The organism is Vibrio sp. 10N.239.312.D08 (genome assembly GCF_041466145.1).
GTDB lineage: Bacteria > Pseudomonadota > Gammaproteobacteria > Enterobacterales > Vibrionaceae > Vibrio > Vibrio crassostreae_C.
On record NZ_JBFSSD010000004.1, the window covers coordinates 1 to 16,674 of the forward strand.

General features: G+C 44.0%; 9 protein-coding genes and 1 riboswitch. Of the genes, 3 read left to right on the top strand and 6 right to left on the bottom strand.

The features are described from left to right. Positions 1-880 precede the first annotated feature (880 nt). Complete coding sequence (locus AB6D58_RS03345) at positions 881-2,161, bottom strand: sodium:proton antiporter (RefSeq protein ID WP_017061334.1); 1,281 nt, start codon at positions 2,159-2,161, stop codon at positions 881-883. Between the two features lie 168 nt (positions 2,162-2,329). Between AB6D58_RS03345 and metH the strand changes: the two genes are divergently transcribed. Next, positions 2,330-6,007, top strand: a complete 3,678-nt coding sequence (gene metH / locus AB6D58_RS03350) for a methionine synthase (protein WP_372152622.1) — start codon at positions 2,330-2,332, stop codon at positions 6,005-6,007. 113 nt (positions 6,008-6,120) lie between these two features. On the opposite strand, the gene lysC is transcribed toward metH, so the two are convergent. Then, positions 6,121-7,488: a lysine-sensitive aspartokinase 3 gene (gene lysC, locus AB6D58_RS03355; RefSeq protein ID WP_136979354.1), complete on the bottom strand. Its 1,368-nt coding sequence runs from the start codon at positions 7,486-7,488 to the stop codon at positions 6,121-6,123. A gap of 108 nt (positions 7,489-7,596) precedes the next feature. Further along, positions 7,597-7,774: riboswitch (Lysine riboswitch) on the bottom strand. 176 nt (positions 7,775-7,950) lie between these two features. Here lysC and AB6D58_RS03360 point away from each other — a divergent pair. After that, positions 7,951-9,090, top strand: coding sequence for an alanine--glyoxylate aminotransferase family protein (locus AB6D58_RS03360; protein WP_102332733.1), 1,140 nt, complete (start codon positions 7,951-7,953; stop codon positions 9,088-9,090). Between the two features lie 133 nt (positions 9,091-9,223). On the opposite strand, the gene AB6D58_RS03365 is transcribed toward AB6D58_RS03360, so the two are convergent. The 4 genes from AB6D58_RS03365 to AB6D58_RS03380 form a co-directional block, all read right to left on the bottom strand. Beyond that, positions 9,224-10,987, bottom strand: a complete 1,764-nt coding sequence (locus AB6D58_RS03365) for a PglL family O-oligosaccharyltransferase (RefSeq protein WP_372156499.1) — start codon at positions 10,985-10,987, stop codon at positions 9,224-9,226. A gap of 90 nt (positions 10,988-11,077) precedes the next feature. After that, complete coding sequence (gene uvrA / locus AB6D58_RS03370) at positions 11,078-13,915, bottom strand: excinuclease ABC subunit UvrA (RefSeq protein ID WP_017062972.1); 2,838 nt, start codon at positions 13,913-13,915, stop codon at positions 11,078-11,080. Positions 13,916-14,064: 149 nt separating this feature from the next. Further along, positions 14,065-14,937, bottom strand: a complete 873-nt coding sequence (galU, locus tag AB6D58_RS03375; RefSeq protein WP_102398232.1) for a UTP--glucose-1-phosphate uridylyltransferase GalU — start codon at positions 14,935-14,937, stop codon at positions 14,065-14,067. Between the two features lie 157 nt (positions 14,938-15,094). After that, a complete protein-coding gene (locus AB6D58_RS03380) occupies positions 15,095-15,742 on the bottom strand; it encodes a LuxR C-terminal-related transcriptional regulator (RefSeq protein WP_029235092.1) in 648 nt (215 codons plus the stop codon). 278 nt (positions 15,743-16,020) lie between these two features. Here AB6D58_RS03380 and AB6D58_RS03385 point away from each other — a divergent pair, with 278 nt between their 5' ends. Then, positions 16,021-16,578: a single-stranded DNA-binding protein gene (locus AB6D58_RS03385; protein ID WP_017061342.1), complete on the top strand. Its 558-nt coding sequence runs from the start codon at positions 16,021-16,023 to the stop codon at positions 16,576-16,578. Positions 16,579-16,674: the final 96 nt, after the last annotated feature.

Here is a 16,674-nt window from a genome sequence, read left to right on the forward strand (position 1 = left end):
GAAGGTCTGTAGCGCTTGGAATGGATTTCTTGAGTGCAAAGATCGCGTCACAAAAATGTGTACAAGAGATTGGATTGACCTGATCAGTTAATTTTCCGGATTGGTATAATATACGTCATTAGCAAAGCCGCGGATTCTCCTACTTACCAAAACAGCGCGTGTTGGGAGTCTAAACCTCCAACCTTTCCATATACTAAGCCTCAGCAGAAATACTGGGGCTTTTTTGTATCTGCTGCTTCTACGAAGTAATGTTGGGATAACTAGGCGCTCCTAGCTCACCTGCGTGCTCGAATCTCCGGAGTGCCTACTCATTCCAGCCTTGCCATATTTAAGACTCTAGTCTGCACGTCTCGGCAGAAATGCTAGCGCTTTTTATTCCTGTCATTTTTACAAGTATCACTTGAAGTACCATGTGTTCCTTTAGCTATCTCTATCGAACACTGATTTAGTGCAGCCTTGCTGTATTTAATGACTTAGTTCAAAGCTAAAGCTTTCTGTTCACCACTCATCTAGCTCCGTAGTCCTGTTAATAACTAACGCTATTCTAGCGAGACGTTGAGTCCCGTTATTTTTGTTTCCAGGTGAAAGGTGAAGCCTTTCGATTGAAGCTTATATAACTTGAGAGTGGGTTATTGGGTAGACTAGCGAGTGGTCAGAAGAAGTAATTCTCTGTATGACTTAAGCTCCTTAAAGAGTTCTGTCCACCCACATTAAGACTTTCGATTACTCAAATATTAGCGGTATCAAATATCGATATGAGCTCTATGTTCCACGCATATCTTTCAGCGATAGCTCCAGTATGGGAATTGGTGAGTTTGACTTTCATTGGGTATAAAAAAGGCCACCTAAAGTAGGCGGCTTTGGTTGATCTATCTAGGTGTTAATCTAGCTCTTTCTCTGCTTGTTTTGCTTTCTCTATCATAGGAGTGATTGTTGAGCCTTGAACTAGAATAGAGAACACAACAACGGCGTATGTCATGACAAGGATTATCTCTTTAACATCGATTGCTTTGTCTTCAATTACCCAGATACCTGAAGGGATTGAAAGTGCCATGGCTAGTGCTAAGCCACCGCGTAAACCACCCCAAGTTAGAATCTTAATCGACCACGGGTTGTAAGTTCTAAAGCGTTTAAATCCGATGTAAGACAAGAAAACACTCAAGTAACGTGCACTCAATACTAGAGGGACTGCGAAAGCCATTAAGATCCAATCTTCTTGGTGGAATTTGAATAACAGCATCGACATACCAATTAGTAGGAATAATACGCCGTTTAAGAATTCATCTATCAATTCCCAGAAATGATCTAAGTGATCTTCACTCTCTTTTGAGAATCCGATAAAGCGAGTCCAGTTACCAATCATGATACCTGAGACCACCATCGCTAATGGTCCTGATACATGTAGAACTTCAGCAAACGCATAACCAGCAGTTGGAATGCCGATGGTTAATAGCAACTCCATCGAGTGGTCGTCGGTGTTGCTGATTAGGTAATGGAATACAAGACCTAAAACAAAACCGTAGACGATGCCGCCAATTGCCTCTTGAACGAATAGCATGGTCACACTACCGACGGTTGGCGCTTCTGTGCCGAATGCGATAGTAAATAGGGTTACGAAGATAACTAAGCCAAAACCATCGTTGAATAGAGATTCTCCCTCGATTTGAGTAGAGATTCTTCTGGGAGCGTCGAGTTTCTTTACTATTGCTAGCACGGCGATGGGATCGGTTGGAGAGATTAGCGAGCCAAAGAGTAGGCAGTAAATCAGATCAAATTGAATACCGATGAACTGGCAAAACCCGTACAGCACAAAACCGATAAAGAATGTTGAAAACAGCGTAGCACCTAACGCGAGTACTGTTATTTCCCATTTCTGGTCTTTTAGGTTTGGTAATTTGATTCCCAAACCGCCTGCAAATAGTAAGAATCCTAATATCCCTTTTAGAAGGAAATCTTCAAAATTGATACTGGCAACGGTCTCTGAGGCAATGTCTGCCAATTGGAACCAATTATTTTGTCCCGCAATGATAATCAATAGAGATAACATCATTGAGCCAGCTGTGATGGCGATGGTTGTCTGCATTTTACCAATTTTTGTATTCACGAAAGCAATAAGCATGGCTGCAGCGGACAAGAAGCATAAGGTGTAATAGACCGACATTGGGATTCCAACATGTAACAAAGTATGAATATGAATTTTCGTTGTCTCATGCTCAAATAGCAAACATTTTTTGTCATGACTCAGTAATCAATTTCCTTTTTTAGACGTCTAGACTCCTTTTTAATGTGTGATAGGATGGAGGGATAATTAAAGGAATGAGGTTGTACCGTGGGAAGTAATGTAAGGCAAAAGATTGACGCTCTGTTGAAGCAACGAATTTTACTGATTGATGGTGGCATGGGCACCATGATTCAGGATTATAAATTGGAAGAGCAAGACTATCGTGGTGAACGCTTTGCTGATTGGCACAGTGACTTAAAGGGCAACAATGACCTTTTAGTTCTTACACAGCCTAAGCTTATCAAAGATATCCATTCAGAATACTTGGAAGCTGGGGCTGACATCCTCGAAACCAATACCTTTAACGCTACAACCATCGCTATGGCCGACTATGATATGGAAAGCCTTAGTGAAGAGATTAACTTTGCTGCTGCCAAGCTTGCTCGTGAAGCAGCTGATGAATGGACTGCAAAGACCCCAGATAAACCTCGCTTCGTCGCGGGTGTATTAGGCCCTACCAACCGAACTTGTTCTATATCCCCTGATGTAAACGATCCAGGTTACCGTAATGTTAGCTTTGACGAACTGGTTGAAGCTTATTCTGAATCGACTCGCGCGCTCATTAAGGGCGGTTCAGATTTAATTCTTATTGAAACTATCTTTGATACGTTAAACGCGAAAGCGTGTGCTTTTGCGGTTGAATCTGTTTTCGAAGAAGTAGGTATCAGTCTGCCAGTGATGATTTCCGGTACCATCACTGATGCATCAGGTCGTACCCTTTCAGGACAGACGACAGAAGCATTCTACAACGCCCTTCGTCATGTAAAACCAATCTCATTTGGATTGAACTGTGCATTGGGCCCTGATGAACTGCGTGAGTATGTCGGTGAGATGTCTCGTATCTCAGAGTGCAATGTTTCTGCTCACCCTAATGCGGGTTTGCCTAATGCATTTGGCGAGTATGACCTTTCTCCTGAGGATATGGCTGAACATGTTAAAGAGTGGGCTGAAAGTGGCTTCTTGAACCTAATTGGCGGGTGTTGTGGTACTACTCCAGAGCATATCCGTGAAATGGCTGAGGCCGTTGAAGGTGTAACGCCGCGTCAATTGCCAGACTTACCAGTTTCTTGTCGTCTTTCGGGACTAGAGCCACTGACGATAGCTAAAGAATCTTTGTTCGTGAATGTAGGTGAGCGGACCAATGTTACCGGCTCTGCACGCTTTAAGCGCCTTATCAAAGAAGAGCTCTACGACGAAGCCTTGAGTGTAGCTCGAGAGCAAGTCGAGAATGGTGCTCAAATTATCGATATCAACATGGATGAAGGGATGCTAGACGCCGAGGCGTGTATGGTTAAATTCCTGAATCTATGTGCTTCAGAACCTGAAATCTCGAAAGTACCTGTTATGGTCGATTCTTCTAAGTGGGAAGTTATCGAAGCTGGCCTAAAGTGTATTCAAGGCAAAGGCATCGTTAACTCAATCTCTCTAAAAGAAGGCAAAGAGAAGTTTGTTGAGCAAGCCAAATTAGTTCGTCGTTATGGTGCTGCTGTCATCGTGATGGCGTTTGATGAAGTCGGGCAGGCTGATACTCGAGAGCGTAAAGTCGAAATCTGTACCAATGCCTACAACATTCTTGTTGATGAAGTCGGTTTCCCACCAGAAGATATTATTTTTGACCCGAATATTTTCGCAGTGGCTACTGGTATCGATGAGCATAATAACTATGCGGTTGATTTCATTGAAGCAGTAGGAGACATCAAACGCGATCTCCCGCATGCGATGATCTCTGGCGGTGTGTCGAATGTTTCATTCTCATTCCGTGGTAATAACTACGTCCGTGAGGCTATTCACGCGGTATTCCTATATCACTGTTTTAAAAACGGTATGGATATGGGCATTGTAAACGCTGGTCAGTTGGAAATTTACGATAATGTTCCAGAAGATCTGCGTGATGCTGTTGAAGATGTGGTACTAAACCGTCGTGATGATTCGACTGAAAGATTGCTGGATATGGCGACCGAATACCTAGAGCGTGCTGTTGGTAAGGTTGAAGATAAATCTGCATTAGAGTGGCGAACTTGGCCTGTAGAGAAGCGTTTGGAGCACTCTTTGGTAAAAGGTATCACCGACTTTATTGTTGAAGATACCGAAGAAGCTCGTGTTAATGCCTCTCGTCCTATTGAAGTGATTGAAGGTCCTCTAATGGACGGAATGAACGTTGTTGGTGACCTGTTTGGTGAAGGTAAGATGTTCTTACCACAGGTTGTAAAGTCTGCGCGTGTGATGAAACAGGCGGTTGCCCATTTAGAACCATTCATTAATGCATCCAAAGAAGTGGGCGCAACTAACGGTAAGATTTTGTTAGCGACCGTTAAAGGTGACGTTCACGATATCGGTAAAAATATCGTTGGTGTGGTTTTACAGTGTAATAACTACGAAATTATCGACTTAGGTGTGATGGTTTCTTGCGAGAAGATTCTCAAGGTAGCGAAAGAAGAGAATGTCGACATTATTGGCCTGTCTGGGCTGATTACACCGTCTCTTGATGAAATGGTACATGTTGCTAAAGAAATGGAGAGACAGGGTTTCAAGCTGCCTCTTCTGATTGGCGGTGCAACCACATCTAAAGCTCACACAGCAGTTAAGATTGAGCAGAATTATTCAGAACCTGTTGTATACGTAAATAATGCCTCGCGTGCAGTGGGTGTTTGTACCTCACTACTTTCTGATGAATTGAAACCCGCTTTCGTTGAGAAGCTGGATATCGATTACGATCGCGTTCGAGATCAGCACAATCGTAAGAAGCCTCGTACCAAGCCTGTCACGCTTGAAAGAGCTCGTGCCAATAAAGTTGCTATCGATTGGGATGCGTATACGCCACCGGCACCCGCTAAGCCGGGAGTTCACATCTTCAATGATTTTGATGTGGCAACTTTGCGTCAGTACATCGATTGGACTCCATTCTTTATGACATGGTCATTGGTTGGTAAATACCCTGCAATCCTTGATCATGAAGAAGTGGGTGAAGAGGCAAAACGTTTATTCAAAGATGCTAATGATTTACTGGATCGCGTAGAGAAAGAGAAGCTGCTTGAAGCGCGTGGTATGTGTGCCATGTTCCCAGCGAACAGTGTTGGTGATGATATTGAGGTGTATACCGATGAATCTCGTACCGAAGTTCTAAAAGTTCTACACAATCTTCGTCAACAAACAGAGAAACCAAAAGGCTTTAACTACTGTTTGTCTGATTACATTGCGCCAAAAGAAAGCGGTAAAGCGGATTGGATTGGTGGCTTTGCGGTTACGGGTGGTATTGGTGAGCGAGAGCTGGCTGATGAATACAAAGCGAAAGGCGATGACTACAACGCGATTATGATTCAGGCGGTTGCTGACCGATTGGCTGAGGCGTTCGCGGAATATCTGCATAAAGAAGTGAGAAAGGATATTTGGGGTTACTCGCCAGATGAGAATTTGTCTAACGACGATTTGATTCGAGAGAAATACCAAGGTATTCGTCCAGCTCCAGGTTACCCTGCTTGCCCAGAGCATACAGAGAAAGGTACGTTGTGGGAGCTGATGGACGTTGAAAAGGCAATCGATATGTCATTAACGACAAGCTACGCGATGTGGCCTGGTGCCTCAGTGTCTGGTATGTATTTCTCACACCCTGATGCTAGATACTTTGCTATTGCACAGATTCAACAGGATCAAGTGGATAGCTATGCTGACCGCAAAGGTTGGGACATGTTAGAAGCCGAGAAGTGGTTAGGTCCAAACATTAACTAGTTTGAACCTATGAAGAGATTTGATTCGTAAAGTAAAAAGAGAAAGGGTTGCTTAATCGCAACCCTTTTTGTATCTGAGATTTAGTTATTTATCTGTTGGTGATAAACGCATTTTTACTCAAACAATTCTTGGTGCAGTTTTTGAATCGCCAACTTAGAAACAGATTCATCTAGCAAGAAACACAGGTTGTGTGGGCTTGCTCCGTAGCAAATCATGCGTAGGTTGAAATCTTCAAGAGTGCCGAATACCTGCTTCGCATAGCCTTTGCTTTCACTCATGTTGTTACCAATCAGTGCAACAAGGCATAGGTCGTGCTCAATATCCACGGAACACAACTCTTCAAGCTCAAGGCGAGCGGCTTCAGGTAACTCAGGAGCACCACCAGAGGTATCGGTTTGATCGAGTGTTAGTGAAACACTGATCTCTGAAGTGGTGATAAGATCGACCGAGATCTTATGTTTAGCAAGGATCTCGAATACCTTTGCCAAAAAGCCATAGGCATGGAACATATTAGCGCTACGTAGCGTAACCATGGTTTGGTTGCAGCGTAGGGCAAGCGCTCTAAATAGAGGAGAGCTCTCAACTTCTTGACGAATCCAAGTTCCACCGAGCTCTGGCGCTTTAGAAGAGCCGACAAATACCGGTATTTGGTGGCGTAGTGCAGGTACTAGAGTTGATGGGTGCAAGATCTTCGCACCAAAGTTTGCCATTTCCGATGCTTCACTGAAGCTGATCTCTGGGATAGGAGAAGCTTTAGGTGCAATACGAGGGTCTGTGGTGTAGATACCCGGAACATCCGTCCAGATTTCTAAACCAATCGCCTGTACAGATTCGGCAATCAATGCTGCTGAGTAATCACTGCCACCGCGGCCTAAAGTCGTGGTGTTACCTTCGCTATCAGCGCCGATAAAACCTTGGGTAACGACAACTTGTTGTTGGCAAAGTGGAATCAGTTTCTCTTGCGCTAGAGCGGCAATATCTTCTAGTTGAGGTTCGGCTTTACCAAAATCATCATTAGTACGCATCACATCTCTGATATCAAAGCGAACAGCAGGAGTGCCTCGTTCAGAGATGATCTGAGCCAAGATGTGTGTCGACATCAACTCGCCACATGCGACAAGGTGATCCGTCAGTTTAGTACTTGTTTGGAATGATGCGGCCTCTGCAGCGCTCGCAATGTCATCAAGAATGCTGTGGACTTCTTTTTCGATGCTGATTGGATCTGCGAGTTGGTCAAGAATTGCGTTGTGAATGTCCGCTAATTGCGCCATTAGTTCCTGACGACGAGCTTTGTCTTGAACACCATGTGCTAGTTCAACCAGCAAGTTAGTGACACCAGAGCATGCACTACTCACGACCAGTTTCGTGTTTGAGTTGTTTTCAATAATGGCAGCACAACGGCTCATTGCTTCAAAGTTGGCAACACTTGTTCCACCAAACTTAGCGACATTAAAAGAACCAGCTACATTAGATGCACTCACGATATATCTCCCACGACTTCCTAAAATAAAATTACGGTTGGGTAATCCAACGTCCGATGTTTTTCGAAGAGAGTTTTAGAGCAAAAAGAGAGGAATTATTAGAATAGTAACCTCAGAAGCTCTTCACCATATAGAAATGGCGACAGTTGACGGGATTCAGCCCGCTCAACCGATAATAAAGGTCCTGCATCCTTTTATTATCTCGGCACTGCTCCCCATAAATGTTTTGTATTGGAAATGCGGTTCCACAAAACATCTGCCTGGGCAGTGCTCCTCTTCTGCTAGATAGCCGTTTCATTGAACGTTTTTGTGGTAACAATGTCAATCCGTAACTTGAGATAATTGAAAAATAATTTTAACAATTATGTGACAGTGGTTTGACCTCAATACTTATGGCTAATTGCTGAGGTAATCAATTTGCTTTAGGGTGGATTGTTCACAACATTAACGTAAGGGATGTACATGTCTAATTTCACACTCACTACTGCTATCGATAGCTTTTATCCACCACACCGAACGTTAATGGGGCCTGGTCCTTCTGATATCTCACCTCAAGTGCTACAGGCTTTGAGCCGTCCAACCATAGGTCACCTAGATCCGCTGTTTATTGCGATGATGGATGAGCTTAAACAACTTCTTAAATACGCTTTTCAGACTGAAAACGAATTTACGATTGCCGTTTCTGCACCGGGCAGTGCAGGTATGGAGACCTGTTTTGTTAACTTGATTGAGCCTGGTGAAAAGGTGATTGTTTGTCGTAACGGTGTCTTCGGTGAGCGTATGCGAGAAAACGTGGTGCGTTGTGGTGGCGAAGCCATCCTTGTTGATGACGAATGGGGCAAGCCCGTTTCAGTTGAAAAGGTAGAACAAGCATTGGCAGAAAACCCCGATGCCGTTGCTGTTGCATTTGTGCATGCAGAGACATCAACTGGAGCGTTATCTGATGCTCAAGCTATCTCTGCTGTCGCTCGTCAGTTTGATGCGTTAACGATTGTTGATGCAGTGACATCATTAGGTGGTGTGCCATTGCTGGTTGATGAGTGGCAGCTTGATGCGGTTTATTCTGGCAGCCAAAAGTGTCTGTCTTGTGTGCCAGGGCTATCTCCAGTGACTTTCTCTCAGCGTGCGGTTGATAAAATGAAAGCCCGTAAAGCACCAGTGCAAAGCTGGTTTTTGGATCAAAGTTTAGTATTAGGTTACTGGAGTGGAGAAGGTAAGCGTAGCTACCACCATACCGCACCCGTGAACAGCCTTTATGCTCTGCATGAGTCGCTGGTTTTGTTGAAAAATGAAGGCTTAGATAATGCGTGGTCTCGTCATCATGCGATGCACCAAGAGCTTAAAGAAGGCGTAGAAGCTCTAGGGTTAAAGTTTGTGGTTGATGAAGAGAGCCGCCTGCCGCAGCTTAATGCACTTTATTTCCCAGAAGGAATTGATGAGGCTAAGATCAGAACGCAGCTTTTAGAAGAATATAATCTTGAAATCGGTGCTGGGCTTGGCTCTTTGGCTGGTAAGGCATGGCGTATCGGCCTAATGGGTTACGGTGCTCGTAAAGAGAATGTCGCGTTGTGCCTAAAAGCGCTAAAAGATGTTTTGAAGTAGCTGCATGAACTGAAATTAAAAAGAAAAGCGCACGAGAGATCGTGCGCTTTTTTGTATCTACCCCAAGCTCCTACTGCCTACTGCCTACTGCCTACTGCCTACTAAGTGAAGCTTGCGTTGCGAATTCTTAACATTATTCTGCAGACGAAACGTTATCTTCTGCTTGTGACACTTTCTTATACTGAACCTTTGAAAAGTCTCTGTTAGGGAATAAAAAGTTCGCTTCGCTACGAATTTGCTCTGCTTTACTTTCTTCTCCTAGGCCTTGATACGCCAGAATCAGATTGCTGTAGAAAGCCGGTCTTGGTTTACTCTTTATGATCTCCAGTGACCAATCGATGTAAGGCTGTATAAGGCTCGGGTCGGCTTTGTAGAGGCCGATATTAAGGTAAGTGCTGTATATATCCCAATCGTAGCGATCTTTCCACACCACTGGGTTCGTTACCTGCTTAAGAATGTCCGGATTTTTCGGCTTAGACAGTTCAAACTTAGTCAGTACATAGTTGGTGTGCAGGGCGCTCAACATATAAAAACTGACCAAAATAGGGAGCACTAAGCTCAACGCTCTAAATAGGGTCTTGCTGATGATACTGAACGACTGTTGATAATGTCGGGAAGAGCGCTGATCTACCCAGTAAATCAATATAATGAATGTTATCCAGTGAATCGCCGAGTGGTAAAAAGGATACTCAAGTTGAGAGTGCAAAAGGATTGGGATAAATAACGCGAGCAGGGCTAGACGTGTTCCCTTTGCTGAACTTGTTATGCGTGATATCACCAATATTGCAGCAATCAAGATTCCGATGATTGGTACAATCCCCCCTTCAACTCCCCAAAACAGGAACTCATTGTGCGGGTGATCCATTGAAGGAAGACCTGGATGATAGTTCGAGTTGAGTTGATGTTGGCGAGCTGTATATAGCGTGTATTCAGACTCAAATTTCCCGTAACCATAACCTGTAAATGGCTTTTCGATCATCATATCTAAAGCTTGCGGGAACGTATAAGCGCGCGGGCTTTCTAGGTTCGCTTTCTTGCTAGCGAGGCTATCAGTCGCACTTAGGCTGATCACCGAAAAAGCGACGACGACACCGACGAGCACTGATGCGCACCATCCGTAGAAGCGTTTCTTGGTCGAGAACTTGTATAGATAGGGCAGAATGCAGATAAACCCAATGACAGCGGCCAACCATCCGGTACGTGATGCAATGATGATCAGCAAGGGCACGGTTAAGGTTGGAGTTAAATACAGTAGGAATGATTCGCTGATCTTATGGTTATATTTAGCCGGCTGCCTTGCTAAAAGGTAAGCGGACAGCATAAAACCAGTAGCAAGAAAGCTTGCCATTACATTCGGTTGTTGAAATATCCCATATGGTCGGTTTGCAGCAGTGTTGTAGCCAAATAGGTTGCCTGGTTCTAATAAGAAATATTGCACATAGCCAAATAGTGCTTGTATAACAACAGCAAGTACAATGAACCACAACATACGTTGCTTGTGTTTATTGCTGAACTTAAATTGCTGCAGCACCACAAATAAGGCAAAGCCCGCCCACAATCCAAGCAAGCGTCCTGACGCTCCTTGAGGTGCAGCATTGCTGTATAAAATGGGTAGCGTGAGTATGATGCAGCTAATCAATAAGCCAATTGTTAATTTGGAATACTTGAGTACTCGATTGGTCGCGAGTTGGTAAAAGCCAATTGCTAGCGTGAAGCTTAGCGCTAGCCAAGTGGTAGGGTTAAAGGATAGAGCAAGGCCCGAACCACCAGGATTCGGCATGAAAAAATGCATAGCTAACAAGAATACAACAGCTAAAGAAGCCAGAAATGCTTTGTTGAGTGGTAGCTGAGTGACCTGATTTTCTAGCTGAGTACCGCTAGTGTGTATTGTTGCCATAAATCCCTAACCTTATAAAAACAGAGCTTGTTCCTTCTGAAACAAGCTCTGTTACTTTAACATTTTTCTGTCTGCCCGCAGGGCGCTATTTTACACCGACTTCAAATTTAACATAGGCTTAAGGAAGCGAGCAGTGTGTGAACCTTCGACTAACGCCACATCTTCAGGTGTACCCTCTGCAACAATCTCACCACCACCTTGCCCACCTTCTGGGCCAAGATCTAGGATCCAGTCTGCTGTTTTAACGACATCTAGGTTGTGCTCAATCACGACAACTGTATTACCGTGATCACGCAGTCTATGTAATACCGTCAGTAGCTGCTGGATATCGTGGAAATGAAGGCCTGTTGTTGGCTCATCGAGAATGTATAAGGTTTTTCCCGTGTCTCGTTTAGACAGTTCACGCGCTAATTTAACACGCTGAGCTTCACCACCAGATAAGGTTGTAGCTGCTTGCCCTAAGCGAATGTAAGAGAGGCCAACGTCCATTAAAGTTTGCAGTTTACGAGCGATAACAGGTACCGGGTTGAAGTATTCACGAGCATCTTCCACAGTCATCTCTAGAACTTCGTCAATGGTTTTACCTTTGTAGCGGACCTCTAGAGTCTCACGGTTATAGCGCTTACCTTTACACACATCACAAGGCACATACACATCGGGTAAGAAGTGCATCTCTACCTTGATTACGCCGTCTCCCTGACAAGCCTCACAACGACCACCACGAACGTTAAAGCTGAATCGACCTGGCTTGTAACCACGAGAACGTGATTCCTGAGTGCCCGCGAATAGTTCACGAATAGGGGTGAAAATCCCTGTGTAGGTCGCAGGGTTTGATCTTGGTGTACGACCGATAGGGCTTTGATCTATGTCGATTACCTTATCAAAATGTTCTAACCCTTTAATCTTTTTGTGCTTTGCTGGAACTGCAGTCGTGGCACCGTTTAATTGAGTGTGGGCGACTTTAAAGAAGGTATCGTTGATAAGCGTTGATTTACCCGAACCTGATACGCCCGTAATACAACTGAACAAGCCAACAGGAATTGTCGCGGTCACATTCTTTAGGTTGTTCCCCGTTGCGCCAACGATCTCGACGACCTTTTTCTTGTCGATAGGCGTTCTCTTTTCAGGCACTGCAATTTCTTTAGCACCGCTCAGGTATTGGCCTGTCAAAGAGTTCGGGTTTTCGATGATGTCTTGCATGGTACCTTCTGCCACCACGTGACCACCGTGCACCCCTGCTCCTGGACCGATATCGATAACATGGTCAGCACAACGAATTGCATCTTCGTCATGTTCCACAACAAGTACCGTATTACCTAAGTCTCTCAGGTGAATTAAGGTTTGCAATAGACGTTCATTATCGCGCTGGTGGAGACCAATTGATGGCTCATCAAGTACATACATAACGCCAACTAAACCGGCACCGATTTGGCTCGCCAAACGAATACGTTGCGCCTCACCACCAGACAGCGTTTCAGCACTGCGTGATAGGTTAAGGTAGTTCAAACCAACGTTGACTAAGAAATGCAGACGATCATTGATCTCTTTCATCACTTTATCTGCGATCTGCCCACGTTGACCGTCTAGCTTCAATTCTTGGAAAAATTGTAGTGCGTCAGCAATGCTAAGTTCAACGATTTCCGGAAGTGTTGTATCACCAATGAAAACATTGCGAGCTTCTAGTCTCAGGCGAGTGCCATCACAGCTAGAGCACGATTTGGTTGAGATGTATTTAGCAAGATCTTCACGCACTGCGCTCGATTCAGTATCACGGTAACGGCGCTCCAAGGTATTTAAAATGCCCTCAAATGGATGACGCTTAACCCGAATATCACCTCGGTCATTGATGTACTTGAATTCCACTTCAGTACGACCTGATCCTTTTAGAATGATCTCTTGAGTCTTTTTCGGTAGAGAATTAAATGGCGCATACAGATCAAAACCATAATGTTCTGACAGCGACGTTAGCATTTGGAAATAGTAGTAGTTCTTTTGATCCCAACCTTTTATCGCACCTTCAGCAATGCTTAGGTTCTCATCTAAAATCACTCGGCTTGGATCAAAATACTGTTGAACACCAAGACCATCACACGTACCACATGCTCCTGCCGGGTTATTAAATGAGAACAGGCGAGGCTCAAGCTCTTGCATGCTGTAACCACATTTAGGACAAGCGAAGTTAGCAGAGAATACGATCTCTTCTTGATCCGTTTCGTCCATCCAGCCGACGACAGCGATACCGCCAGAGAGCTCTAATGTGGTCTCGAATGACTCGGCTAAACGCTGTTGAAGATCAGGACGAACCTTGAATCTGTCTACCACAACTTCAATGGTGTGCTTCTTATGAAGTTCAAGTGCTGGTGGATCGGATAGATCACAGGTTTCACCATCAATTCGGGCTCGGATAAAGCCTTGCGCAGCTAAGTTTTCCAGTGTTTTAACATGCTCACCTTTGCGCTCTTTGACAATCGGTGCCATCAACATCATCTTTGAGCCTTCAGGCAGTTCTAAGACCTTATCGACCATTTGACTGATGGTTTGTGCTGCTAGAGGGATGTTGTGGTCTGGACAGCGAGGTTCGCCTACTCGCGCATACAATAATCTGAGGTAATCATAGACTTCGGTAATGGTACCGACGGTTGAGCGAGGGTTATGTGAAGTCGATTTTTGTTCTATTGAGATAGCTGGAGACAGACCTTCAATATGGTCGACATCAGGCTTTTCCATAAGAGATAGAAATTGACGAGCGTAAGCAGACAGAGATTCAACATAACGACGCTGACCTTCTGCGTAGAGTGTGTCAAACGCAAGTGACGACTTTCCTGAACCCGATAATCCAGTGATGACAGTCAGTTTGTCACGTGGAATGGTTAGGTTGACGTCTTTGAGGTTATGCGTACGAGCGCCTCTAATTTCTATTTTATCCATCTCAATAGACCATGTAATTTTAAGTGGCTAAAGTATTACATAGAGTGAGATTTGTGCAAAGTTTTACTGGATAAAAAAACAGTAAACAAAAAGGGCGACTCAAAGAGTCGCCCTTTCTAAAATCAGTAACGTTAGTGATTAACCAGTCGTTATGCTTCTTTCTTGGTCGAGTGTTTACCTAGCTCGATTTGCTGCTGGTCTTTCTTGTATAGGTTTTCGAAGCAGTAGTTTGTTGCTTCGATATAGCCTTCAACACTACCACAGTCAAAACGTTGGCCTTTAAATTTGTAAGCCAATACACAGCCTGCTTTTGCCTGTTTTAGCAATGCATCAGTGATCTGGATTTCGCCGCCTTTACCTGGTTCTGTCTGCTCGATTAATTCAAAGATATCTGGAGTCAGAATATAACGACCAATGATCGCTAGGTTGCTTGGTGCTGAACCTTGCTCTGGCTTCTCTACCATGTCATCAACTCGGAAAAGGTCATCTTTGATCATTTCGCCAGAGATAACACCGTACTTGTGAGTCTCTTCTTCTGGAACTTCTTGTACAGCAACAATAGAACAGCGGAACTGTTTGTATAGCGCAACCATCTGAGCTAGCACGCCTTGTTGCTCGTTCACACAAAGGTCATCAGCAAGTACTACTGCGAACGGTTCATCGCCTACAAGTTCGCGACCCGTTAAAATAGCATGGCCAAGGCCTTTCATCTCACGTTGACGAATGTAGGTGAAGTTTGCCGCTTCAATCGTTTCACGGATATTAACCAATAGGTCTTCTTTATTGGTGCCGCTAATCTGGTGCTCAAGCTCGTAGTTTTTATCAAAGTGATCCATGATCGAGTGCTTACCACGTCCAGTAACGATGCACATTCCATCCATACCAGCTTCGATAGCTTCCTCTACACCGTATTCAATCAGAGGTTTGTTTACTACAGGCATCATTTCTTTAGGCATTGACTTGGTTGCAGGTAAAAAACGTGTACCGTAGCCAGCTGCCGGGAAAAGGCACTTTTTGATCATGATAAGACCCTTTATCTATAATAATTATTGATTCAACCTGAGTGGTTGATATTTCTGAGGGCAACTCTAGCATAAGTTATGTCGAAAATTCAGCAACAATAGCCATGGTTTACTAGAGCTTCCCTCAAAATTATCGTCAGACTAAGAGGTGGGTCGATTATGCAAGCAGGTTCTGGTTTGCCCATGCTATCGCTTGAACTCTATTTTTTACCGCAAGCTTACGGAATATTTGATAGAGGTGAGATTTAACCGTGAACTCACTAATAAACAAGTCATCGGCGATTTGTGTGTTTGAAGACCCGGATTGAAGACAGCGAATCACCTGGATCTCACGAATGGTTAAATCAACATTGGTTGGTGTGGTGTTGGTATTGACCATATTGCGATAATAAAACAACAGTTGATTGGTTACCTTCCTTGGCAGCCAGTTATCGCCATCAATGACTTCTTGAAGACCACGAGCAATCTTGTCCTTTTGTTCAGTGTTGTAAAAGAGTCCTTTTAGTACCCCATAGGTAAGAAGCTCTGAGGTTGGAAGTTGCTGGGGGACATTGAATAAAATGATTTCGTGATTTTTCCACATAACAGTCAGGTTAGGACAAATAATCAGTAGTTGTGGTACCTCTCTGTAATCGACGAGCAAGATCCGGTTACTCCGCTTTCTATCAACTAGCATTAATTCGTCGGGTGTCATTTTGTAGAGAACAATAGATAAATGCTTTTCTATCTCTTTTACATGTAGATAGGTATCGTTTGGGTCGATGCACAGAAAGTGTAAAGTGCGAGCGTATCTTGATTTTCTCATTGAAACGTCCTGTTTGAGTGGGATTAGATTCCACGTTGTCATGCAGGCTTTAGCTTCTCTAGCGCCTTGATAGTGACTTGCGTTGAATATCAATTATCAAAGTAAATGAGTGGTTTGTAAGTGGAGAAAAAAGCAACATCGCTCTGAATATCATGATTTGTTACGTTTTTATTCTTTGTAGTGAGGAGAGAATAGGAATGCGATTTATCACTGCAGAAAAGCATGCTATTCTTGTGCGCTAAAATTTTCTGAGACTATGAATTTAGACGGAGCAAATCATGGCTAGCCGTGGAGTTAACAAAGTTATATTAGTGGGTAACCTAGGTAATGACCCTGAAATTCGTTACATGCCAAATGGCGGCGCAGTAGCGAACATTACCATTGCAACGTCAGAGTCATGGCGTGATAAAGCAACTGGCGAGCAGCGTGAAAAAACAGAATGGCACCGTGTTGCTCTGTTTGGCAAGCTTGCGGAAGTTGCTGGTGAGTACCTACGTAAAGGTTCTCAAGTTTACATTGAAGGTCAACTTCAAACACGTAAATGGCAAGATCAAAGCGGTCAAGATCGCTACACAACTGAAGTGGTTGTTCAAGGCTTCAATGGTGTAATGCAAATGCTTGGCGGCCGTGCTCAAGGTGGTGCTCCTGCTCAAGGTGGCATGGGTAACAACCAACAGCAAGGTGGTTGGGGTCAGCCACAGCAGCCACAACAACAGCAACAACAATACAGTGCTCCCGCTCAACAGCAGCCAAAAGCACCTCAACAAGCTCCTCAGCAGGCTCAACCTCAATATAATGAGCCGCCAATGGATTTTGATGATGACATCCCATTTTAATCCCTGTTTTTAATATATTATAAAGACAGTATTAAATTGGAAAAAGCCGCGTTCATCGCGGCTTTTTGTTACCTACAATTCTTAACGCTTTATTTA

What these genes read in the sequence shown, in the direction of transcription:
- AB6D58_RS03345 (WP_017061334.1), bottom strand. Translation starts at nt 2,161, where the DNA reads ATGTCGGTCTATTACACCTTATGCTTCTTGTCCGCTGCAGCCATGCTT.
- AB6D58_RS03360 (WP_102332733.1), top strand. Translation starts at nt 7,951, where the DNA reads ATGTCTAATTTCACACTCACTACTGCTATCGATAGCTTTTATCCACCA.
- AB6D58_RS03365 (WP_372156499.1), bottom strand. Translation starts at nt 10,987, where the DNA reads ATGGCAACAATACACACTAGCGGTACTCAGCTAGAAAATCAGGTCACT.
- uvrA (WP_017062972.1), bottom strand. Translation starts at nt 13,915, where the DNA reads ATGGATAAAATAGAAATTAGAGGCGCTCGTACGCATAACCTCAAAGAC.
- galU (WP_102398232.1), bottom strand. Translation starts at nt 14,937, where the DNA reads ATGATCAAAAAGTGCCTTTTCCCGGCAGCTGGCTACGGTACACGTTTT.
- AB6D58_RS03380 (WP_029235092.1), bottom strand. Translation starts at nt 15,742, where the DNA reads ATGAGAAAATCAAGATACGCTCGCACTTTACACTTTCTGTGCATCGAC.
- AB6D58_RS03385 (WP_017061342.1), top strand. Translation starts at nt 16,021, where the DNA reads ATGGCTAGCCGTGGAGTTAACAAAGTTATATTAGTGGGTAACCTAGGT.